The organism is Micromonospora sp. NPDC005205, from assembly GCF_040608275.1.
Lineage (GTDB): Bacteria > Actinomycetota > Actinomycetes > Mycobacteriales > Micromonosporaceae > Micromonospora.
Window position 1 is genome coordinate 33,787 of record NZ_JBEXHV010000021.1, and the last position, 20,402, is coordinate 54,188.

Genomic DNA, 20,402 nt, shown 5'->3' on the forward strand with positions numbered 1-20,402 from the left:
CCGCGAACTGTCTCGTTCACACCTACCGCTGCGGTTGGGCGGCGTCCAGGCGGGCGCGCAGCGCGTCCAACTCGGCCCAGAGCACGCCGGGCAGCTTGTCACCGAACTTCTCGAACCACTCGGTGATCATCGGCAGCTCGTTACGCCACTCGTCCGGGTCGACCTTCAGCGCGATCCGAACATCCTCCGGGGTCATGTCCAGGCCCTCGACGTCCAGGGCGTCCGGCGCGGGGACCATGCCGACCGGCGTCTCGACCGCGTCGGCAGTGCCCTCGAGCCGCTCGACGACCCACTTGAGCACCCGGGAGTTCTCCCCGAAGCCGGGCCAGAGGAACGAACCGTCCGGGTCCTTGCGGAACCAGTTGACGTAGTAGATCTTCGGCAGCTTCGCCTCGTCGCCGTCGGTGCCCTTGCCCATCTCGATCCAGTGCCGGAAGTAGTCCCCGGCGTGATAGCCGATGAACGGCAGCATCGCCATCGGGTCCCGCCGGACCACGCCGACCGCGCCGGACGCGGCGGCGGTGGTCTCCGAGGAGAGCGTGGCGCCCATGTAGACCCCGTGCACCCAGTCGCGGGCCTCGGTCACCAGCGGGACGGTGTCCTTGCGGCGTCCACCGAAGAGGATCGCGTCGATCGGCACGCCGTTCGGGTCGAAGTACTCGTCGGCGAGGATCGGGCACTGCGTGATCGGGGTGCAGAACCGGCTGTTCGCGTGGGAGGACAGGCTGTCGCTCTCCGGCGTCCAGTCGTTGCCCTTCCAGTCGATCAGGTGTGCCGGCGGCTCACCCATGCCCTCCCACCAGACGTCGCCGTCATCGGTCAGGCCGACGTTGGTGAAGACGGAGTTGCCCCGGTCCAGCGTGCGCATGGCGTTGGCGTTGGTCTTCCAGTCGGTGCCGGGCGCGACGCCGAACAGGCCGTACTCGGGGTTGACGGCGTAGAGGCGGCCGTCCGGGCCGAACCGCATCCAGGCGATGTCGTCGCCGATGGTCTCGACCTTCCAGCCAGGAATCGTCGGCTCCACCATGGCGAGGTTGGTCTTGCCGCAGGCGGACGGGAAGGCGCCGGCGATGTGGTAAACCTTGCCCTCCGGCGAGGTGATCTTGAGGATCAGCATGTGCTCGGCGAGCCAGCCCTCGTCCCGGCCCATCACGCTGGCGATCCGCAGCGAGTAGCACTTCTTGCCCAGCAGCGAGTTGCCGCCGTAACCCGAGCCGTACGACCAGATCTCCCGGCTCTCCGGGAAGTGCGAGATGTACTTGGTGTCGTTGCACGGCCAGGCGACATCCTGCTGGCCGGGGGCGAGCGGGGCGCCGATCGAGTGCAGCGCGTGCACGAAGTCCGCGTCGTCGCCCATGGCCTCCAGGACCCGGGTGCCCATCCGCGTCATGATGCGCATCGAGGCGACCACGTACGGGCTGTCGGTGATCTCGACGCCGAACATCGGGGACTTGGCCTCGACCGGCCCCATGACGAACGGGATGACGTACATGGTGCGACCGCGCATGGAGCCCCGGTACAAATCCGTCATCGTCCGCTTCATCTCGGCCGGCGCCATCCAGTTGTTGGTGGGGCCGGCGTCCGCCTCGTCGACGGAACAGATGTAGGTGCGCTCCTCGACCCGGGCGACGTCCGTCGGGTCGGTGCGCGCGTAGAACGAGTTGGGCTTCTTCTCCGGGTTGAGCCGGATCAGGGTGCCGGCCTCGACCAGCTCATCGGTGAGGCGGCGCCACTCCTCGTCGGACCCGTCCACCCAGACGACACGGTCGGGGGTGGTCAGTTCCGCGACCTCACGGACCCAGGCGAGCAGTTTCGGATGGGACGTCGGGGCCTGATCGATACCCCGCACAACAGCCGGAGCAACCATGACACATCTCCTTGTGGTCGACGCTGACCGATCTATGGGATGCACGAGACTCAGCGGCGCGATGCGTCGCCTTCGTGGAAACCTGGGATTGGCCTCAGCGTAAACCGGGCAGCCTTCCGAGTCAGTGGGACAGGTTGTGAAGAACTGCACAAGCTACGGCCTCGCTGCGGCATCACGAGCTGATACCCGCTTTCCCGCGCAGTTTCACGCAAATCTTGTTGTGCACCCCGGCGGACGCTTGTTGCGGTCGGGCCGTTGACCTGCCCCGCCGACCGATGCGGTGATTCCCGTTCCGCAGCGGCTCAGTCCTCCCAATTGGCTACGCTCTGTGCAGTGGTTGAGTACACGGCGCTGGGCCCCTCCGGGAGACCACGCCCGCTTGCCGTTGCTACCCCTCTGACTGGCCGGCAGCCGGTAGGCTCCCCCCGTGGCCGCCACGATGACCGGGGAACAACCGGGTCCCCGGCAGACCCGACGGGGTCTCGTCGGCTTACTCCTCGACCGCTTCGGTCACCTCATCCGCGAGATGGGCAAGTTCGCCACAGTGGGTGGTTTCGCGTTCCTCGTCGACTTCGCGCTCTTCAACTACCTGACGAGCAAGCACGGCGTCGAAGAGTTGACGGCGAAGACGATCTCCACGGTGATCGCGGCGTCCGTCGCCTTCGTGGGCAACCGGTTCTGGACGTGGCGGCACCGTCAGCGCAACAACGCGGCCCGCGAGTACGCGCTCTTCTTCTTCTTCAACGCGGTCGGTCTCGGCATCACCGTGGCCTGCCTCGCGCTCAGCCGCTACGGGCTCGGGGCCATCTGGCCGGCCGTGTTCCAGACGCGCCTGGCGGACAATCTCGCCAGCTACATCGTCGGTACGGGATTCGCCACGCTGTTTCGATTCTGGTCGTACCGGCGGTTCGTCTTCGTCGAAGCGGGAACCCCGACCCTTCCGCAGGTCGATCCCGACCGTGACCACGGGGCGTGACCTGCCGCCCACCTCGTTCGGCCGGTGATCGCCGGCCGCACCGACTGCCCTAAGGTGTTTCGCATGCGTCTTGTCCGCCTGCTGCCTGAGCGCTGGCAGAAGTTCATCCACGAGGCGCTCAAGTTCGGCATCGTCGGCGGCATCAACACCGTCATCAATTACGCGGTGTTCAATGCCCTTGCACTGACCGTTTTCGTCAATGGTCAGTTGAAGGCGACAGTGATCGCGACGATCGTCGCCACCATCACGTCGTACCTCATGAATCGGCACTGGACGTACCGTGATCGTCCGAAATCGGCACTTCGCCGGGAATATCTGCTTTTCTTCCTATTCAACGGCGCTGGCCTGCTCATTGAGCTGGGGGCTGTGGCGGCGGCGAAGTACGGTCTCGGCGTACACGGCCTGCTGGCACTGAATCTGGCCAAGACCGTCGGCGTCCTGCTGGCCACGCTGTTCCGGTTCTGGTCGTACCGCACGTTTGTCTTCCAACCCGTCGCGCCGTCCGAGGACGAGCCCGCGAAGCCCGACTCCACCTGGCACAGCATTCCGCGCGATGAGTGGGACACCATGGCGGAGATGGACCCGGTCGCCGAGTTGGCGGAATCGGTGTCCGAGCTGGAGGAGGCGGAGTCCGCGCAACGCAACGACCCGCCGGCCGGCGCACCGACTCAGGGTCGGCTCCCGCGGCTGAGCGTCAGCCCCGCCGTCGACCTGGACGCGGAACTCGCCGCGGAGCTGCACGTCGGCACCCGTCGCGCACCCCGCCGGTGACGACACCCGACGCCCGCTCCGGCACGGGGCGACCCGCCGAGCTGTTCTTCGAGGATCTCGTCCCGGGGCTCACCGTCGATCTTGGCGTGGTCACCGTGGACGGCGACGAGATGGTCGCCTTCGCCCGCCGCTTCGACCCGCAGTGGTACCACGTCGACCCCGAGCTGGCTGCGGCGAGCCGACATGGTGGTCTGATCGCCAGCGGCTTCTACACGGTCAGTCTGTTCATGCGCGCGTACGTCGACCACCTGCTGTCCCGGGCCGCCGCGGACGCCTCCCCCGGCCTGGAGGAGCTGCGTTGGCTCGCCCCGGTACGGGCCGGCGACCGGCTCGCGGTCCGGGTCGACGTGATGGGCGCCCGGCCGTCGACCGCCCGCCCCGGGCTCGGCACCGTCAGCCTCACCGGCGCCATGCTGCGCCTCGGCCCGGACGACCGGCCCGAGCAGGAGGTGCTGCGGACCCGCTTCCGTGGCTGGTTCGCCGTGCGACCGGTCGAGGCCGACCCCGCCGAAACCACTCCGACCGACGCTGACCGGCCCGGAGCTGACCAGGCCGGAGCTGACCAGCCCGACAGCGGCCCGACCGCGGCAGTCCCGTCCACCGTCGGGTCGTCCGAGACCGACCCGCCGAAGAGCAGCGGCCCACCCGACTGACCCGCCCCCGACTGTGTGCCAGGGGCGGGTCTCCACCGGCCCGGATCAGGTAGTGGTGTCGCGCAGCGGCTTGCCGTCCTGCATGTCGGCGAGCATGTCGCGCATCTCGCCATCGCCCAGCGAGTGCTTGTCGTGCTGTGCCTCGACCAGCTCGTACAGGGTGGTCTGCACCTTCCCGACGTCCGGCACGTCGGCGAGCACCGACTGGCCGCGCTCACCAGCCGACTCGATGGTGAGCGTCCCGCAGCCGAGCAGACGCTCGACGAAACGCTGGTTCATCGAGTGGTCGTTGATCCGGGCGAGCGGGAGGTCCCGCCGGTCCCGGGAGAGCACGCCCTGCTGAAGCAGGACTCGCTCGTTCGTGAACAGGTAGTGGGTGGTGCGCCAGACCAGGAACGGCCACAGGCCGAGCCAGAGCACCGCGACCAGGGCGATCGCCCCGATCACGGCCAGCGCGACCGAACCGCCACCACTCTCGGGCAACAGGAGCACGCCGACCACCACCGCGGCGATGGCCAGCACCAGCACCGCGATCGGCCGGATCAACGCCTTCCAGTGCGGGTGCAGGTGCAGCACGACGTGCTCGTCCTCGGTGAGCACGTCTTCGGGAAACGCCACGGGAACCTCCAACGCGATTTTCTGGACGCGCAGACGGTAAACCCCCCAGGCCCCACCACAACATCCGCCGCGCGGGCCCACTCGGCTCTACGTGATCTTGCCCGTCCTCAGCGGAGGTGCAGGACGTCGCCGGCGGCCAGGGTTCGGACGCCGGTCGACGTGGTGACCATCAGTTGGCCGTCCGGGTCCACCCCGGTGGCGGTGCCGGTCAGGGAGTCGCCGTCGGGGAGCAGGACGCGTACCTCGCGCCCGATCGTCGCGCAGGCCGCCAGGTAGGCGTCGCGCAGGCCGCTGGCCACCGCGTCGCCGCCCGCCGAACGCCAACGGTCGTACCAGTCGGCCACCGCCCGCAGCAGCGCCCGCAGCAGCGGATCCCGATCGGTGGCCACCGCGCCGGCCAACTGGAGCGAGGTGGCCGGCAGCCCGGTCGGATTCACCGGCAACTCGTCGGCGCGCAACGTCACGTTGAGCCCGATGCCCAGCACGATCGCCGGCGGTTGGTCCGGCGCCCGTCCAGGCACCGCCTCGGCCAGCACGCCCGCGCACTTCGCGTCGTCGATCAGCAGGTCGTTCGGCCACTTGAGGGTGGCTTCCAGCTCGGCCAGCCGGGCCACCGCCTCCACCAGCGCCACGCCGGCCAGCAACGGCAGCCACCCGTACCCGGTGGGTGTCGCCGGCAGCCAGCCGCGGTCCGGCACGGCCTCACCGGGCCGCAGCAGGACGCTCGTCGCGATGCCGGCCCGCGCCGGCGACTGCCAGACCCGCCCGCGCCGGCCGCGCCCCGCGGTCTGCCGCTCGGCGACCACGACCAGGCCCTCGGGCTCGTCGGCCCGCGCGGCCTCGGCCACGTCGGCGTTCGTGGAGCCGGTCTCGGCTCGCAGCTCCAGCCGGGCCCACGGCCCGTTCGGCGCTGTCAACGCGCGGCGCAGCCGGGCCGCCGAGAGCGGCGGCCGGTCCAGATCGGTGTACGGGGAGCCCGGCATTCCGCCAGCCTACGGCGGTGCTCCGGTCGACACTGAGGCGTACTGCACAGCGGCACCCACCTGAACCATCGTTATATTCCCTGGGTGACTACCGAGACCGGGACCAACATGCACAGCACCGCGGGCAAGCTGGCGGACCTGGAGCGCCGGGTCGACGAGGCGGTGCACGCCGGGTCGGCCCGCGCCGTGGAGAAGCAGCACGCGCGCGGCAAGAAGACCGCCCGCGAGCGGATCGAGATGCTGCTCGACGAGGGCTCCTTCGTCGAGCTCGACGGGCTGGCCCGGCACCGGTCCACTGCCTTCGGGCTGGAGCGGAACCGCCCGTACGGCGACGGTGTGGTCACCGGCTACGGCACGGTGGACGGCCGGCAGGTGTGCGTCTTCGCGCAGGACTTCACTGTCTTCGGTGGCTCGCTCGGTGAGGTCTTCGGCGAGAAGATCGTCAAGGTGATGGACCTGGCCATGAAGATCGGCTGCCCGGTGGTCGGCATCAACGACTCCGGCGGCGCGCGCATCCAGGAGGGCGTCGTCTCGCTCGGCCTCTACGGCGAGATCTTCTTCCGCAACGTGCGGGCCTCCGGCGTCATCCCGCAGATCTCACTGGTGATGGGGCCCTGTGCCGGCGGCGCTGTCTACTCCCCGGCGGTCACCGACTTCACCGTGATGGTCGACCAGACCTCGCACATGTTCATCACCGGCCCCGACGTGATCAAGACGGTGACGGGCGAGGACGTCGGCATGGAGGAGCTGGGCGGCGCGCGTACGCACAACACCCGCAGCGGCAACGCGCACTACCTCGCCAGTGACGAGGAGGACGCCGTCGACTACGTCAAGGCGCTGCTGTCGTACCTGCCGTCGAACAACCTCGACGAGCCGGTCGTCGTCGAGGCCCCCGCTTCGCTTGAGATCAATGACGAGGACCGGGAGCTGGACACCCTCATCCCGGACTCGGCCAACCAGCCGTACGACATGCACACCGTCCTCGAACACGTCCTCGACGACGGCGAGTTCCTGGAGGTCCAGCCGCTCTACGCGCAGAACATCGTGGTCGGCTACGGCCGGGTCGAGGGACGGCCAGTCGGCGTGGTGGCCAACCAACCGATGCACTTCGCCGGCACCCTGGACATCGCCGCCTCGGAGAAGGCCGCCCGGTTCGTCCGCACCTGCGACGCGTTCAACATTCCGGTGCTGACCTTCGTGGACGTGCCCGGCTTCCTGCCCGGCACCGGTCAGGAATGGGACGGCATCATCCGCCGGGGCGCGAAGCTCATCTACGCGTACGCCGAGGCGACCGTCCCGAAGGTCACCGTGATCACCCGCAAGGCGTACGGCGGGGCGTACGACGTGATGGGCTCCAAGCACCTCGGCGCGGACCTGAACTTCGCCTGGCCGACCGCGCAGATCGCGGTGATGGGCGCGCAGGGCGCGGTGAACATCCTCTACCGCTCGGAGTTGGCCGGGGCCGAGGATCCGGCGGCCGTCCGGGCCGAGAAGATCGCCGAGTACGAGGACACCCTGGCCAACCCGTACGTGGCCGCCGAGCGTGGATACATCGATTCGGTGATCGCTCCGCACGAGACACGCACCCAGATCGTCCGGGCGCTGCGCGTCCTGCGGACCAAGCGGGAAACCCTGCCGCCCAAGAAGCACGGCAACATCCCGCTCTGAGGCCGGTCGATCCGCGCAACGTCACGAGAAGTGCTGCCTCCGGGCGGCGGGCAACAGCCCCTGAGGTTGCGCGGATCGACAGTGGTCAGCAGGCCGGGTTGGCGGCGACGCACATCCGGCGGGCGGCGACCTCCGCCAATCGGCGCAGGTCCATCTCGGTGCCCGTCTGTCGGAGGCTGAGCACGGTGATCAGGTCGCCCACCCGAACCACGGCGGTAATGGTCGGCCGAGGTGGCGCGGCGATGGGCTTGCCCGTCTTCTGGTCGACGGGTTGCGAACCGGTGTGCCGCAGCAGCGCAGCCCCGTCACCGGCGAAGTCCCGCTGGATCACCGCCCAGCGGTGCGTCGCCGACGCGGTGCCTGTTGCGCCCTCAGCCTTCTTGTAGTCGCCGATGCTGGTCCATTCGGCACACGGTGCGACCAGGTCGTCCATGGTGGCGAGAAGCTGGATGGCCGCGTCCGGAGGTAGCCGGTAGAGATCCTGCGTGAATAGACCATCGGACTGGGTGAGGACTGCCGCGGCGCGCTTCGGTACCAGGGTCTGCGAACGGGACAGGATCGAATGCAGCCAGCCATTCGATCGCCCCTGACTCGTCCGGCAGGCACCGAGCATGTGATCCAGCAGGACCGGCTCGCCCAGGCCCGACTGGCTGAGCTGCACGTCGAACTGCTGCGGCAGGTCAGCCGGCTGCAACAGGGCGTCGGTGCTGATCTCGTGCCGGGTCGGCGAGGCGGAGGGCGTGGCGGCCGGCGGGACCGGCGGCGCGGACTTCCTCGGGGCGGCGACCGCCACTGCGGAGACCCCGGCGAGGGCCAGCACGACGGTGGCCACCACGATCTTGCGCTGGTTGCGGCGGCGGGCCCGGGAGCGGATCTCCTCCGGGCCGAGCCACCGCACGTCCTGCAGGTCCCGCTGGATCTGTTCGACGAACGTCGGGTCGTCACGCATCGGTGGCCTCCTCCAGGTCAGAGACGGCGAGCAGGCCGGCGAGCGCGGTACGCCCCCGGGAGAGACGGGCCTTGACGGTGCCCACCGGGGCCTCGGTCTCCCGCGCCACGTCGGCGACCGGCATGCCCACCAGGTAGTACAGGGCGATGGCGACGCGTTGCTCCTCGGGCAGTCGACGCAGGGCGGCGACCACCGCGACGGTGTCGGTGCCCGGCCCGGGAACGGTCTCGATCGCCCCGTGTCGCAGGTACGCGCGGGCCCGGCTCCGCAGACTGCGCCACCGGCTGACCGCGATCCGGCTGGCCACCACCCGTACCCACGCCTCCGGGTCGTCGTACCCGCTGATCGTCGACCAGCGCTGCCACGCCCGGACGTACGCCTCCTGCACGGCGTCCTGGGCCTCACCCCGATCACCGGTGAGGGCGTAGACGAACCCGAGGAGTCGTTGCCGACTCCCCCGATAGAACTCGTCGAACCCGTCGACGTCCGGCACCCGCTACCTCCCCGTGTCGGTCGCTGGGAACACGCACCGGCTAGGGCCGTTGGTTGCCCGGTCAGGCGATCGACTTTTCCAGTTCGTCGAGCGGGAACGCGCCGGCCCCGATCCGCTCCCGGACCGCCCGGCGCACGGCCCGCTGCACGGCGACGTTGACCGGCGTCGGTACCCCATGCAACCGGCCGAGCAGCGCGATCTCACCGTTGAGGTGGTCGACCTCGGTCGAGCTGGTGCCCCGGGCCAGGCTCTGCCAGGTGGAGCCGCCGGAGCGGGCCTCGCCGTCGACCGGGCGCTGCCCGACCAGGTCGCCGCGTTCGGCCTTCTCCTCCTCTGGCGAGGTGTGCGCGATGCCGGCGGCGGCGAGCGCGGCGACGCCCTCGGCGCGTACCCGCTCGACCAGCGCGTCCGGGATGTCCCGGCCGAGCAACGCCTGCAGGCCGTTACCGAGGTTGCTGAGCAGCTTGCCGTACTTCCAGCGCAGCACGTCGGTGCGGACCGGTGCGACGAAACCGGCGGCGGTCAGGTCGGCGGCGACAGCCCGGTCGGTGGCGTCGGCGCCTCCGGGGTAACGCCCGATGTGGAGCATCCCGGGATGCGGGTACCCGTTGGCGACCACCACACCCGGGTCCAGGTGGGTGGCCGGCAGCCAGACGCAGACCGGGTGCACGTCGGCGAAGAGGCGCAGCGCGGCCCGCTCGTTGGCCACCCCGTTCTGCGCGGTCACCAGCGGCAGACGTTCGCCCGCCGTGCCGCCGCCGACCACCGGAGCGTCCACCCAGGCGGCCAACGCGTTGGCGGTGTCCTGTGACTTGACGGTGAGGATCAGCACGGTGTCCGCCGGCAGCGGCTGGTCGGTGGGCCGGTCCACCGCCGCGAGCCGGGCGGTGACCTCACCCTCGGGCTGCCGAAGGGTCAGACCCCGCGCTCGGATCGCCTCCAGGTGCGCACCGCGGGCCACCACCGTCACGTCCCGGTCGGCCTGGGCCAGCCGTACCCCGATGGTCCCGCCAACCGCACCCGCGCCGATGATCACGTATCGCATTGCCTCATTCTGCCCGGATCGACCGGAGCGAGGCGGCTAGGGCGATGTGGGGAGGAACGGGCCGGCGAGCAGGAGCGCTCCGGCGATCAGCGCCGCCACGTTGACCAGGGCGAAGAAGCCCACCCAGAAGAGCGGCGGGAACGGGGTGAGCCCGGCGAGCTGGTCGGCGTCGGAGGCGGGCATCCGGCCCCGCGAGCGCAGCCGTTGCAGCTCGACCACCGGTCGCACCCCACCGAGCAGCAGGAACCACACCCCGGTGTACGCGAACGCGGCCTGGACCTGCGGCGTCGCGTACCAGGAGACGGCGAACACCAGCGCTCCGGTGACCAGCAGCGACACCACACCGAACGCGTTGCGGATCATGACGAGCATGGCCAGCAGAAGCGCCACGGCCACCCAGAGCAGCAGGGTGATCCGGTTACCGCCGAGCAGCCAGGCCCCGGCCAGCCCGACCAGCGGCGGTGCGACGTACCCGGCGAGCAGAGTGAGAATCATGCCCGGCCCGGTGGGGCGGCCGGCGGAGAGCGTCAGCCCGGACGTGTCCGAGTGCAGTCGAATGCCGCGCAGCTTGCGGCCGGTCAGCAGGGCGACCAGGGCGTGCCCGCCCTCGTGCGCGATGGTGACGGCGTTACGGGCGATCCGCCACGGCAGCCGGGTGGAGACCACCACCAGTGCTACGGCCCCGGTGATCAGCACCAGCAGCGCGGGCGGGTCCGGCTGCGCGCCGAACAGCGTGTCCCACTTCTCGCCCAGTCCGTCGATCGACATCATGGGGCGCGAGCCTACCGGCGGCGTTCCGTGTCGTTCCCAAGGCACCGGCTCGTATCCTGTGAGACTGATCGGGTGGCGAGCGAAGCGGGAGGTGACCGTCGGTGAGCACTGCCCCACTGGAGCCGCACGTCGGTCTGTGGACCGAAGCCGACTACTTCGCCCTGGGCGAGACGCCTGACCGGATCGAACTGCTCGACGGGAGCCTGTTGGTGAGCCCTGCCCCGAGCCGACGGCACCAGCGGGTGTCGCGTCGGCTGGCGAACAGCATCGAGGCGGCAGCAGAGCCTCGCGGTTTCCTGGTCTATGACGCAATCAACGTCCGGCTCGGCGTCGACCGGGTCGTGATCCCGGATCTCGTCGTCACCGATGCCGACGACGACGGCACTTATCTCGACTCCGACCGGGTGTCTCTCGTCGGGGAGGTCGTCTCGCCGGGGAACGCGGCCGCTGACCGTCTGCTCAAAATGCAGCTCTACGCCATCGCGCGAATCCCCTGGTACCTGCTTGTCGAGCAGGACGGGGACGGTCACTCATTGCGGCTGTTCCGGCTCGACGGCGAGCACTACGTCGAGGACCAGGTGGCCAAGCCCGGTGAGACGCTGAGCGTCGTCGAGCCGTTCCGCTGGCAGCTCGACCCGGCCGCACTGCGCTGATCGGTTCCGCCTCGTCCAGGGGTCCTACGCGCCCCGTGATTGAAGCTTTTATTCAGCCGCACTTGCGATCTAGGGCACTTACCTCCAAAGATGGATGTCGATAGAGCGATCCTCTTGGAGGCACTCATGGCCCGTACCTCATCATCGCTGCGCCGCGCGCTCGCGGCCGGCCTCACCGTCCTCGCCACCGCGGCGGCGGCCCTGGTCGCGACCGCCGGACCGGCGGCCGCCGCCACCACACCCGGTGTCGACGTGTCCCGCTACCAGGGCAGCATCAACTGGACAAGCGTCCGCAACGCCGGCATCCAGTTCGCCTTCATCAAGGCGACCGAGGGCACCAGCTACAAGGACCCGAACTTCAACGCCAACTACGTCAACTCGTACAACGCCGGGGTGATCCGCGGGGCGTACCACTTCGCCCGCCCGAACATCTCCGCCGGCTCCACCCAGGCCAACTACCTGGCCTCCAACGGCGGCGCCTGGTCCGCGGACAGCCGCACTCTCCCGGCCGCGCTGGACATCGAAGGCAATCCGTACGCTGGCGGCTACTGCTACGGGCTCAGCACGACCGGGATGCGCAACTGGGTGCAGGACTTCCTGAACACCTACCGCTCCCGCACCGGCCGGTACGCGGTCATCTACACCACCACCAGCTGGTGGAACCAGTGCACCGGCAGCTGGACCGGCCCGTGGGCGAACCACCCGCTCTGGCTGGCCCGCTGGTCGAGCACGCCCGGTGCCCTGCCGGCCGGGGCTTCGGTGTGGAGCTTCTGGCAGTACACCAGCACCGGCGCGGTCTCCGGGATCAGCGGCAACGTGGACCGCAACTACTGGAACGGCGACCGGAGCCGCCTGATCGCGTTGGCCAACAACACCTGACCAGGCCGTTGGCGGCAGCGGGATCGACGATCACCATCACGGTCGACAATCGGTCCGGCTGCCGCCACACCACCGGGTACGGGTCAGGCCCGCCGCCGGCTCAGGGCCGGCACCACAGCGTTCTCACGAGCCAGCGCGCCCCTGCGGGTCAAGCGCCAGGCAGCAACACCAAAGCCGGCAACGATCACGACGCCGAGCAGTGCGACGAGCACCGAAACCCCCGCGCTGACCAGCAGCAGGATCGCGTCGCCGAGCGCCACGAGCATCCACAGTGCCAGCCGGGGCCGAGCGTCCCTCCGTCGGTAACGCATGTCGTGCCTCCTTCCGTCGTCGAAGGTCAATTACCCAGGACGACACAAGGTCATGCGAATCAGTTTCAGTCTTTGCGGTCGGGCACGAAACCCTTGGCGATCCGGTCGAAGTTCGGCAGGTTGGCCTGCCAGTCCTTCTCCGGGATCTCCCACCGCAGCGCGTAACCCCGGTCCTTGGCCGTCACGAACCCCCGGTTACGGACGTGGATCCGGGTGTTGTCGCGGGTCTCCAGCCACTCCCAGTCACCGCAGGTCTTCCAGAAAGTGCATTCCTTGATGCTGAGGTACTGGTAGTTGATGACGCGGCTCGCGCGATTCGGCTCCTGCTCCCGCCAGTCGGCGACCGCATCCTTCGCCGGCCTGGGGGTCCACTGCACGAGCAGCTCACCCGGCCCGTTGGACTGGTCGAAGACGACAGTCACGCTGTCGACCTCGCGACGCACCCAACCATCGGGAATGGGCAGGGAGAAGCCTGCGGGATCCTTGTGCAGCTTCCAGCCCGCCGGCAGCACGTTCGGGTCGACGGAGGGAGTGGCCGAGGCAGACGGACTCGGGGCACCGCTGGTGGGCGGCGGAGGCGCCGCAGCCGAGGTCGGCGCGGGCGCGGAGGTCGTGGCAGCGCTGGTCGGGTTGGCCTGCGGGGTCTTGTCGTCGTCAGTGGTCAGCATCGGCACGACCACCACGAGGCCGATCAACAGGAGCGCGACCACCGCCCCGATCAGCACGTTGCGTCGGGTGTTGTTCGGCTTGGTGCCGTCCGAGGGCGGCACCGGCGCACGGCCGGCCGGACTCAGCGGCGGCATGAGCGACGTCGGCGTGGTCGGCTTGCGTTGCTCCGGAGCCACCGGCGGACCGTCGACAACAGTCGGCTCGTCGTCGACGTTCGTCGTACCGCCGCCGCTCGTTCCGCCGCCGGTCGTGTCGGGCGCGGCCGTGACCTTCGCGGTCGGCTCGGCGTCGGACTGGTCGGCGTCGGACGGTCGGTCGATCGTGGCGGTCGGCTCGGCCGGGGCCGCTGCCGCCGACTCGGCCGGCACGACCGCGGTCGGGTCGGCGACCGCACCGGAAACGACAGCCGTCGGCGTGGCATCGGCGGCGCCAGTCGCCGCTGCGGCAGAGGTGGCGGCGGAGGTGGTCGCGGCCGGCGGCGGCGACACCGGCCGGTCGACACTCTCGGCCGGTCGCGGGGCCGGCACCACCGGCAGGCGCGGCTCACGCGGACCGTTCGGCCCAGGCCGGCGTACGCCATCGAGCAGGGAGATGCCGCGCGACCGCTTGCCCCCGGCGCGGCGCAGCAACCGCTCCGCCACCTCGGCGGTGATCCGCTCGTTCGGGTCCTTGCGCAGCAGCCCGTTGAGGACGGCCTTGAGCGGGCCGGCGTTCTTCGGCGGCGGAATCGGCTCGGTGGCCAACGCGGCCAGGGTGCCGATCGCCGACGGCCGGGCGTACGGCGACTTGCCCTCGACCGCCGCGTAGAGCGTCGCGCCCAGCGACCACAGGTCGGCCTCCGGCCCGGCGGTGCCGTCCCGAGCCCGCTCCGGCGAGATGTACGCGGGCGAGCCGAGCACCATGCCGGTGCGGGTCACGTTGGGGTCACCGGGGATCGTGGCGAGACCGAAATCGGTGAGCACCACCCGACCGTCGTCGCCGAGCAACACGTTGCCGGGCTTCACGTCGCGGTGCATGACGCCGGCCTTGTGCGCGGCGCTGAGCGCACCCAGCACGCCCAGGCCGATCTCCACCGTGCGGGCAACCCCCACCGGGCCGTCCTCGGCGAGAGTGTCCTGCAACGACTTCGACGCCACGTACTCCATGACGATCCACGGATCGCCATCGGTGCGCAGCACGTCGAAGATGCGGACCACGTTGGCGTTGTTGAGCCGGGCGATGGCCCGCGCCTCCCGCAACGAGCGCTCCCGCATCTCGCGGCGTTCCTCGTCGGTGAGACCGGGCGGCGGCACCAACTCCTTGATGGCGACATCCCGGTGCAGCACCTCGTCGCGCGCCTTCCACACCCTGCCCATGCCACCCTGGCCGAGCGGCGACAGGAGCCGGTATCGGTCAGCGACGAGTTGGGGAAGCGCGTTCGACATCGGTGAGACGGTACCCGGACCGACTGACGCTCACACCGCCGGCACGCCACTGTGCGCTTCGGGTAACTTCGCGCCGCGTACCCTGGCGGCATGTCTGCCGAAGAGCCGCTGTTCCGGGTCGTCCGCGGCGTGCCCACCGCCGAGGAGTTGGCCGCTCTGGTGGGGGCGATCATCGTCCGAACCCGTCCGGCCGCCGCCCCCGTCCCGGCGACCGCGTCCGCCTGGGCACGCAGCGGTCGACCCGGCGGCTCACGCGGGTGGCGCGCCGCCGGCCTGCCCCGCTGACCCCGAGACCTGCCGTACGGGGGCTGTCAGGGTGGCGTTGAGCCGTTAACCTCACTCAGGGAAACGGTGCCGTTACGGGTAGGGAGGATCCATGATCCCCGAAGAGGACCGGCCAGCACCCTGGCTACGCGGTTACGGCGGCATCGAAGCCGACATCAGCCAGCTCAGAGAGTTCGCCGACCGGCTCGCCGCCGAGGTCGAGAGCAACTACGCGCCGCACCTGTCGTACATCGCCGAAGACATGTCGGCGAAGCTGCCCAACCCGTGTGACGCCTTCATCGAGCTGGTCACCTTCCTGCACGCCCACCACGAGACGCAGCAGGCCACCGCCGACATGGTGTACGCCGTACGAGGCGCCACCGGTCACCTGGCCGCCGCCGCCGATCAGGTCGCCACCCACTACGCCGACAGCGACGCATTCACCGCCGCCCGAGTGGTCGACGTGCAACGAGCCCTCGCCAACCCTCTGAACATGCTGCCCGGGGGCCCAACGTCGATGCTGACCGACCCGACCGGTCCCGACGCCGAAGGTCCGGTGGTGCTGCCGTGATCGAACGGGGCACCGGCCGCACCTCCGGCCTCACCGACTGGCACCTCATGGACGTCAACAGCATGTGGGCCTGCCTCCAGGACCACGACACCGCCAACCACTGGAAGCAGGTCGCCGGCTGGCGCAAGGTCTGCGACCTGGCCCAGACCCACCTCGGCCGCCTCCAGCAGTACCGACGCGGACTCGCCGAGGCATGGCCCCCCGAAACCAGTGCCGCCTCCCGCACGTACCTCGCCGAACTCGACGAACTCATCGACAAGGTGCAGCGCACCCACGACGCCGCCGCCGCGAACTACACAGCGCTCTCCGCCGCAACCCAGGCCATCGGCACCACCCGCGCCGCACTCCACAAGGTCTATGAGGAGTACGCGACCAAGTTCCAGCAGAAGCAGGCGTACGAGTCGATGGTCGCCGACCCGAAAGCGGTGATGGGCAACCGGGCGACCGAGCCGCCTGTCGCTGACGGGGAACTGGAACGGCTGAACGTGCAGGCCCGCTCCATGATGTTCAACCTGAGCGGCGAACTCCAACAAGCCCAAGCAACCCTCCAAAAACCCCCCGTGGCGCCTAAGGCAAATCCCGGGATCGATCAGAGCGAGGTGAATGTTTACGGCGGAAGTTCTGCTGCTCCTGTAATTCCTCCAGTGATAGCGGTACCTCTCCCGAAGGCTCCTACAACTCGCCCTCGGACTTCCGCAGGTCAAGGCTGGCCAATAACAAGCCCAGGCGTGGGCCCAGTTCTTGGCGGAACAGGTAACGTAATCACTCCTGGCTCCACAACCCCTGTCCCGCCAATCGGAGCTACACAGCCAGCAGTGTCCGGTTCAACGCCTGGAGTCGGGGTGACACCCCTACCGCCTGCAAGAGCCGCGCGTGGTGATGCTTCTGGGGCATCGCGTTGGCAGCCTCACTCAGTGAACCCTCCAGCCAGCGCCACAGGCTCCGCGGGCAAACCTGCAGCACAACCGCGCCCGATGCCTCCTGGCGGCCTAATCGGCGGGGTGCCTGCGATGGGATTTGGCCCTCCTGCATCCGGTACCGGCGCACCCCGTCGCATTAACCCGGTGGGCGGTGTAATAGGTGGCGGCAGCGCCGGGACAGGGCCCACGGGCGGCGCGGGCTCGCGCCCTGGAGGCGGCCGAGGCTCGAACGCGCTTCAGGGAACCCCTCCCTTCGGCTTCGGCTCCAGCGTCGGTCACAGCGCCGGCCAAAACCCCAATGATGGAGCACCCTCACGGCCCGGTTTCCGGATAGATCCAGACGCGGAAAGGCGCCGCCGGGATCCTGACAACCCCTGGACCACAGACGAAGGCGTCGCGCCAATCGTTCGACCACCGAACGATGAGGGCCCCATCGACCCTGGCCCGACTATCGGTCTAGACCGTTGACCCTGCATGCCTCTGGAGTGCTGCTAGCCAGTCTCAGCCTCACATTCACGCTACTTCCAGCCCCGGCGTTGGCTCAGAACAATCCTCAACCGAATGGTGTCGATCGGATACGCAAGGATCAGTGGCACCTGGGCTATCTAAAGACCCACGAAGCTCAGAGGTTAAGCAAAGGCGAGGGCGTAATTGTGGCCGTGCCGGACACGGGCGTCGCACCGCACCCCGACCTTCGCGATAATCTCCTAACCGGTACCGATATCGTCTTTCCCGACGGCGACGGCTGGCAGGACGACAGCAGCCACGGCACCGGAATGGCCGGGCTAATCGCCGCTCACGGACAGTCTGTAAATCTCGGTGCCCTTGGCATCGCACCAGAGGCCAAAATTCTGCCAATCCGGACCAGCCGAACAGATCAAGATGGTGACAGCGACAACCTTGCGGCCGGGATCGACTTTGCTGTCGCCAAGGGCGCTTCGGTTATTAGCGTCTCCTCCGTGGCAGGACCAAATAATCGACTAAGACGCGCCATCGAAATGGCAGCGCAAGCGAATGTTGTCGTGATTGCAGGAGCAGGCAATGGCCCTCGGGACAAATATGTTAGCTTTCCGGCGGCCTATCCGGGCGTGGTAGCTGTAGGCGGCATAGATCGAAACGGAATTCGCGCCAGCTTTTCGGTGACTGGGCCGGAGATTGACGTGGTTGCGCCCGCCGTTGATATCTATAGCACGAGCATCGACGGCAAGTACCGCAAAGGCACCGGCACCTCTGACGCGACGGCGATCGTTGCGGGCGGGGCTGCGTTGATCAGGTCCAAGTACCCGTACCTGCCGGCCCGAGAGGTGGCGCACCGGCTCACGGCTACCGCCGTCGACAAGGGCCCTCCTGGGCGTGACGACGAGTACGGCTATGGAGTGATCGATCTTGTGGCGGCGCTGACGGCAGACGTACCGCCGCTTGGGTTTGAATCGGTGAGCGCTCCGGCCGGTGCTGGCCCGACCACGACGGCTGACGCTCAGCCGGGTGGGGAGAGCGGCAGCGCGACCGCGCGTGGGTTGGCCACTCTCGGGGTGATCGTGGCTGCCGGGGTCGGGTGGGCCGTGATAGCGCGGCGGCGTCGACGTGGTGATGATCCGCCACCCAGAATCAGTCGCTGAACGATCGGCGAAGCAGTGATCCACTCGGCTTGCAGGAAGTCGCGGTGTCCGGGGTGATGGGATAGCGCGTTTTCCTGCAAGCCGAGTGGATCAAGGGCGCGAGCCGCGGGGTGTCGGTCTTGGTGGGTGGCTGGGCGGTAACGTCGGGGTGGTGTCTGAGACTTTGCCGCTCCGCCTCGTGCTCGCATCGGCGAGCCCTGCCCGTCGTAAATTGCTCCAGGCTGCCGGCGTCGAGCCGGAGGTGCTGGTCAGTGGGGTGGACGAGTCCTTGGTGGTGACCGAGCGGGCCGAGGAGTTGTGCCTGGAGTTGGCTCGCCTGAAGGCGCAGGCGGTGTTGACCCGGCTTAATGCGACCGCCGATCAGCGGACGTTGGTGATCGGCTGCGACTCGGTGCTCGCCTTCGACGGGGAGATCCTCGGCAAGCCGGCGGATGCCGCGGACGCTACCCGGCGGTGGCTGCGGATGCGGGGACGCAGCGGCGTTCTCCACAGCGGGCACTGCCTGGTCGACGTTACTGCGGGCCGGCGCGCGGAGGCCGTCGCGTCGACGACGGTCCACTTCGCTGACATCAGTGACGACGAGATCGCCGCCTACGTGGCCACTGGTGAGCCGCTGGCGGTGGCCGGCGCGTTCACGATCGACGGGCTGGGTGGGCCGTTCGTCGAACGGATCGAGGGTGACCCGGGGACGGTGGTCGGGCTGTCGATGCCGCTGCTGCGCCGGCTCCTCGCCGAACTGGATCTGCGGATCACCGACCTGTGGACGACTGTCGCGCCGGGCGGCCAAATGATCGAGCCGCTCGGTAACGTCCGGTCATGACCATCAAGTCGATCCCGCTCACCAACGAGCTGCACGCCTATCTGGTCGCACACGGCTCCCCGCCGGACGAGATCATCCGTGACCTGGCCGAGGAGACCCGGTCGGTGCTGCCCGAGCACGCCACCATGCAGGTGGCTCCGGAGCAGGCCGCGTTCCTGACGTTCCTCACCCGGCTGCTCGGCGTGCGGCAGGCCGTCGAGGTCGGCACGTTCACCGGGCTCTCGTCTCTGGCGATCGCCCGCGGGTTGCCCGAGGGTGGGCAACTGACCTGCTTCGACATCTCCGAGGAGTTCACCGGCATCGCCCGGCGCTACTGGGCTCGGGCCGGCGTGCAGGATCTGATCGACCTGCGCATCGGCCCGGCCGCGGACGGGCTGCGGGAGTTGCCGCACGAGCGGCACCTGGACTTCGCGTTCATCGACGCGGACAAGACCGGCTACCCGATCTACTGGGCCGAGTTGGTGCCCCGGATGCGGCCGGGTGGGGTGATCGCCGTCGACAACGTCCTGCGGGGCGGGCGGGTGATCGCCCCGCAGGACGCCAATGACCGGGCCATCGCCGCGTTCAACGACGAGGTTCTCGCGGACGTACGGGTGGACCCGGTGATGCTGGCGATCGCGGACGGCCTGACCCTCGCCCGGGTCCGCTGACCGTCGACACCCGCGGCGACAGGGGTGTCCCCACCAGAGGGACACCCCGGTCAGCGGGAGCTGGCGTCAGCGGACGCTGCGGGCGAACTGGCGGGCAGCCCAGTAGACACCCAGCGCGGCGAGGACAGCGGTGATGCTGAGGCCCTGCCAGACCTTGTCGCTGCCCAGGTCACCGGCGAAGAGCGCCCGGGTGCCGTCGACCGCCCAGGAGAACGGGTTCCAGTTGGCGATGCCCTGCAACCAGCCGGGGGCGAAGGTCAGCGGCAGCAGGATGCCGGAGAGCAGCAGCACCGGCTGCGCCACGGTGTTCATCAGCGGGGCGAGTGCGTCCTCACTCTTGACCTTGAGGGCGACGCCGTAGGAGACGGCCGAGGTCATGAGGGCGATCAGGGCGAGCATCAGGTACGCCAGCAGCAGGTCCCCGAGGAACACCCGAAGGTCGAAGAGGAGCGCCAGGAGCGTGATGATGACGGCCTGCACCAGGAGCGAGACCACGTCGCGCAGCGAGCGGCCGAGCAGCAGGGCGAGCCGGCTGATCGGGGTGACCCGGGAGCGTTCGATGACGCCGGCTCGCAGCTCGGCGATCAGGCCGAAGCCCTGGAACAGGCCGCCGAAGATGGCCAGGAGCACCAGCAGACCCGGTACGAAGATCTTGTAGGCGGCCGCCTGGGTGGGCGCGTTCAGTGCGGGCTTGAGCAGCGGGGCGAAGAGCAGCAGGTACATGACCGGCTGGAACACGCCGACGAAGACCCAGACCGGGTTGCGTAGCAGGAGTTGGATCTGGCGCTGGAAGATCAGCCACGTGTCGCGGGCGAATTTCATGAGAGT

At 69.2% G+C, this 20,402-nt stretch carries 21 protein-coding genes; 11 read left to right on the forward strand and 10 right to left on the reverse strand.

The genetic code is table 11. The features are described 5' to 3' along the window. Positions 1 to 22 precede the first annotated feature (22 nt). On the reverse strand, positions 23 to 1,867 hold the full coding sequence (locus ABZU43_RS28120; RefSeq protein WP_355009447.1) for a phosphoenolpyruvate carboxykinase (GTP): 1,845 nt from the start codon (positions 1,865 to 1,867) through the stop codon (positions 23 to 25). Positions 1,868 to 2,294: 427 nt separating this feature from the next. On the opposite strand from ABZU43_RS28120, the gene ABZU43_RS28125 reads away from it, so the two are divergent. The 3 genes from ABZU43_RS28125 to ABZU43_RS28135 all read left to right on the forward strand — a co-directional run bounded on the left by ABZU43_RS28125 (position 2,295) and on the right by ABZU43_RS28135 (position 4,267). After that, positions 2,295 to 2,843, forward strand: coding sequence for a GtrA family protein (locus tag ABZU43_RS28125; protein WP_355009448.1), 549 nt, complete (start codon positions 2,295 to 2,297; stop codon positions 2,841 to 2,843). A gap of 63 nt (positions 2,844 to 2,906) precedes the next feature. After that, positions 2,907 to 3,614, forward strand: a complete 708-nt coding sequence (locus ABZU43_RS28130; protein ID WP_355009510.1) for a GtrA family protein — start codon at positions 2,907 to 2,909, stop codon at positions 3,612 to 3,614. Then, entirely contained in the window at positions 3,611 to 4,267 is a 657-nt protein-coding gene (locus ABZU43_RS28135) for a MaoC/PaaZ C-terminal domain-containing protein (protein WP_355009449.1), read from the forward strand. The genes ABZU43_RS28130 and ABZU43_RS28135 overlap by 4 nt, the downstream gene beginning before the upstream one ends. A gap of 45 nt (positions 4,268 to 4,312) precedes the next feature. Here the strand turns inward: ABZU43_RS28135 and ABZU43_RS28140 are convergent, their stop codons facing one another. Both ABZU43_RS28140 and ABZU43_RS28145 read right to left on the reverse strand, forming a co-directional pair. Continuing rightward, positions 4,313 to 4,885, reverse strand: a complete 573-nt coding sequence (locus ABZU43_RS28140; RefSeq protein ID WP_355009450.1) for a PH domain-containing protein — start codon at positions 4,883 to 4,885, stop codon at positions 4,313 to 4,315. Between the two features lie 107 nt (positions 4,886 to 4,992). Then, on the reverse strand, positions 4,993 to 5,868 hold the full coding sequence (locus tag ABZU43_RS28145) for a biotin--[acetyl-CoA-carboxylase] ligase (protein WP_355009451.1): 876 nt from the start codon (positions 5,866 to 5,868) through the stop codon (positions 4,993 to 4,995). 84 nt (positions 5,869 to 5,952) lie between these two features. Here ABZU43_RS28145 and ABZU43_RS28150 point away from each other — a divergent pair, with 84 nt between their 5' ends. After that, positions 5,953 to 7,536 carry an acyl-CoA carboxylase subunit beta gene (locus ABZU43_RS28150; protein ID WP_355009452.1) on the forward strand — a complete coding sequence of 528 codons (1,584 nt, stop codon included), beginning with the start codon at positions 5,953 to 5,955 and terminating at the stop codon, positions 7,534 to 7,536. 85 nt (positions 7,537 to 7,621) lie between these two features. Here ABZU43_RS28150 and ABZU43_RS28155 read toward each other — a convergent pair whose 3' ends face one another. From ABZU43_RS28155 to ABZU43_RS28170, 4 genes are all read right to left on the reverse strand, one after another. Next, a complete protein-coding gene (locus ABZU43_RS28155) occupies positions 7,622 to 8,485 on the reverse strand; it encodes a hypothetical protein (RefSeq protein ID WP_355009453.1) in 864 nt (287 codons plus the stop codon). Further along, positions 8,478 to 8,978, reverse strand: a complete 501-nt coding sequence (locus ABZU43_RS28160; protein ID WP_355009454.1) for a SigE family RNA polymerase sigma factor — start codon at positions 8,976 to 8,978, stop codon at positions 8,478 to 8,480. The genes ABZU43_RS28155 and ABZU43_RS28160 overlap by 8 nt, the downstream gene beginning before the upstream one ends. A gap of 61 nt (positions 8,979 to 9,039) precedes the next feature. Beyond that, positions 9,040 to 10,023 (reverse strand): 2-dehydropantoate 2-reductase N-terminal domain-containing protein, encoded by a 984-nt coding sequence (locus tag ABZU43_RS28165; RefSeq protein ID WP_355009455.1) that lies wholly within the window; start codon positions 10,021 to 10,023, stop codon positions 9,040 to 9,042. Positions 10,024 to 10,059: 36 nt separating this feature from the next. After that, positions 10,060 to 10,794 carry a M50 family metallopeptidase gene (locus ABZU43_RS28170; protein ID WP_355009456.1) on the reverse strand — a complete coding sequence of 245 codons (735 nt, stop codon included), beginning with the start codon at positions 10,792 to 10,794 and terminating at the stop codon, positions 10,060 to 10,062. 101 nt (positions 10,795 to 10,895) lie between these two features. Here ABZU43_RS28170 and ABZU43_RS28175 point away from each other — a divergent pair, with 101 nt between their 5' ends. Beyond that, on the forward strand, positions 10,896 to 11,447 hold the full coding sequence (locus tag ABZU43_RS28175) for a Uma2 family endonuclease (RefSeq protein ID WP_355009457.1): 552 nt from the start codon (positions 10,896 to 10,898) through the stop codon (positions 11,445 to 11,447). A 126-nt stretch (positions 11,448 to 11,573) separates the two neighbouring features. Next, positions 11,574 to 12,326: a GH25 family lysozyme gene (locus tag ABZU43_RS28180; RefSeq protein ID WP_355009511.1), complete on the forward strand. Its 753-nt coding sequence runs from the start codon at positions 11,574 to 11,576 to the stop codon at positions 12,324 to 12,326. 83 nt (positions 12,327 to 12,409) lie between these two features. Here ABZU43_RS28180 and ABZU43_RS28185 read toward each other — a convergent pair whose 3' ends face one another. Together ABZU43_RS28185 and ABZU43_RS28190 are read right to left on the reverse strand one after the other, a co-directional pair. Then, the gene (locus ABZU43_RS28185) at positions 12,410 to 12,637 is read right to left on the reverse strand and encodes a hypothetical protein (protein WP_355009458.1); all 228 of its coding nucleotides are present in this window, start codon (positions 12,635 to 12,637) and stop codon (positions 12,410 to 12,412) included. Between the two features lie 65 nt (positions 12,638 to 12,702). Beyond that, positions 12,703 to 14,730 (reverse strand): protein kinase, encoded by a 2,028-nt coding sequence (locus ABZU43_RS28190; RefSeq protein ID WP_355009459.1) that lies wholly within the window; start codon positions 14,728 to 14,730, stop codon positions 12,703 to 12,705. A gap of 90 nt (positions 14,731 to 14,820) precedes the next feature. On the opposite strand from ABZU43_RS28190, the gene ABZU43_RS28195 reads away from it, so the two are divergent. The 5 genes from ABZU43_RS28195 to ABZU43_RS28215 all read left to right on the forward strand — a co-directional run bounded on the left by ABZU43_RS28195 (position 14,821) and on the right by ABZU43_RS28215 (position 19,574). Beyond that, positions 14,821 to 15,015, forward strand: coding sequence for an acyl-CoA carboxylase subunit epsilon (locus ABZU43_RS28195; RefSeq protein ID WP_355009460.1), 195 nt, complete (start codon positions 14,821 to 14,823; stop codon positions 15,013 to 15,015). Positions 15,016 to 15,106: 91 nt separating this feature from the next. After that, complete coding sequence (locus ABZU43_RS28200; protein WP_124858015.1) at positions 15,107 to 15,565, forward strand: hypothetical protein; 459 nt, start codon at positions 15,107 to 15,109, stop codon at positions 15,563 to 15,565. A gap of 1,456 nt (positions 15,566 to 17,021) precedes the next feature. Continuing rightward, positions 17,022 to 18,104 carry a type VII secretion-associated serine protease mycosin gene (gene mycP, locus ABZU43_RS28205; RefSeq protein WP_355009512.1) on the forward strand — a complete coding sequence of 361 codons (1,083 nt, stop codon included), beginning with the start codon at positions 17,022 to 17,024 and terminating at the stop codon, positions 18,102 to 18,104. Between the two features lie 151 nt (positions 18,105 to 18,255). Next, positions 18,256 to 18,924, forward strand: coding sequence for a Maf family protein (locus ABZU43_RS28210; RefSeq protein ID WP_355009461.1), 669 nt, complete (start codon positions 18,256 to 18,258; stop codon positions 18,922 to 18,924). Next, positions 18,921 to 19,574: an O-methyltransferase gene (locus tag ABZU43_RS28215; protein ID WP_355009462.1), complete on the forward strand. Its 654-nt coding sequence runs from the start codon at positions 18,921 to 18,923 to the stop codon at positions 19,572 to 19,574. The genes ABZU43_RS28210 and ABZU43_RS28215 overlap by 4 nt, the downstream gene beginning before the upstream one ends. Positions 19,575 to 19,640: 66 nt before the next feature. Here the strand turns inward: ABZU43_RS28215 and ABZU43_RS28220 are convergent, their stop codons facing one another. Then, positions 19,641 to 20,396 (reverse strand): ABC transporter permease, encoded by a 756-nt coding sequence (locus ABZU43_RS28220; protein ID WP_355009463.1) that lies wholly within the window; start codon positions 20,394 to 20,396, stop codon positions 19,641 to 19,643. Positions 20,397 to 20,402 lie beyond the last annotated feature (6 nt).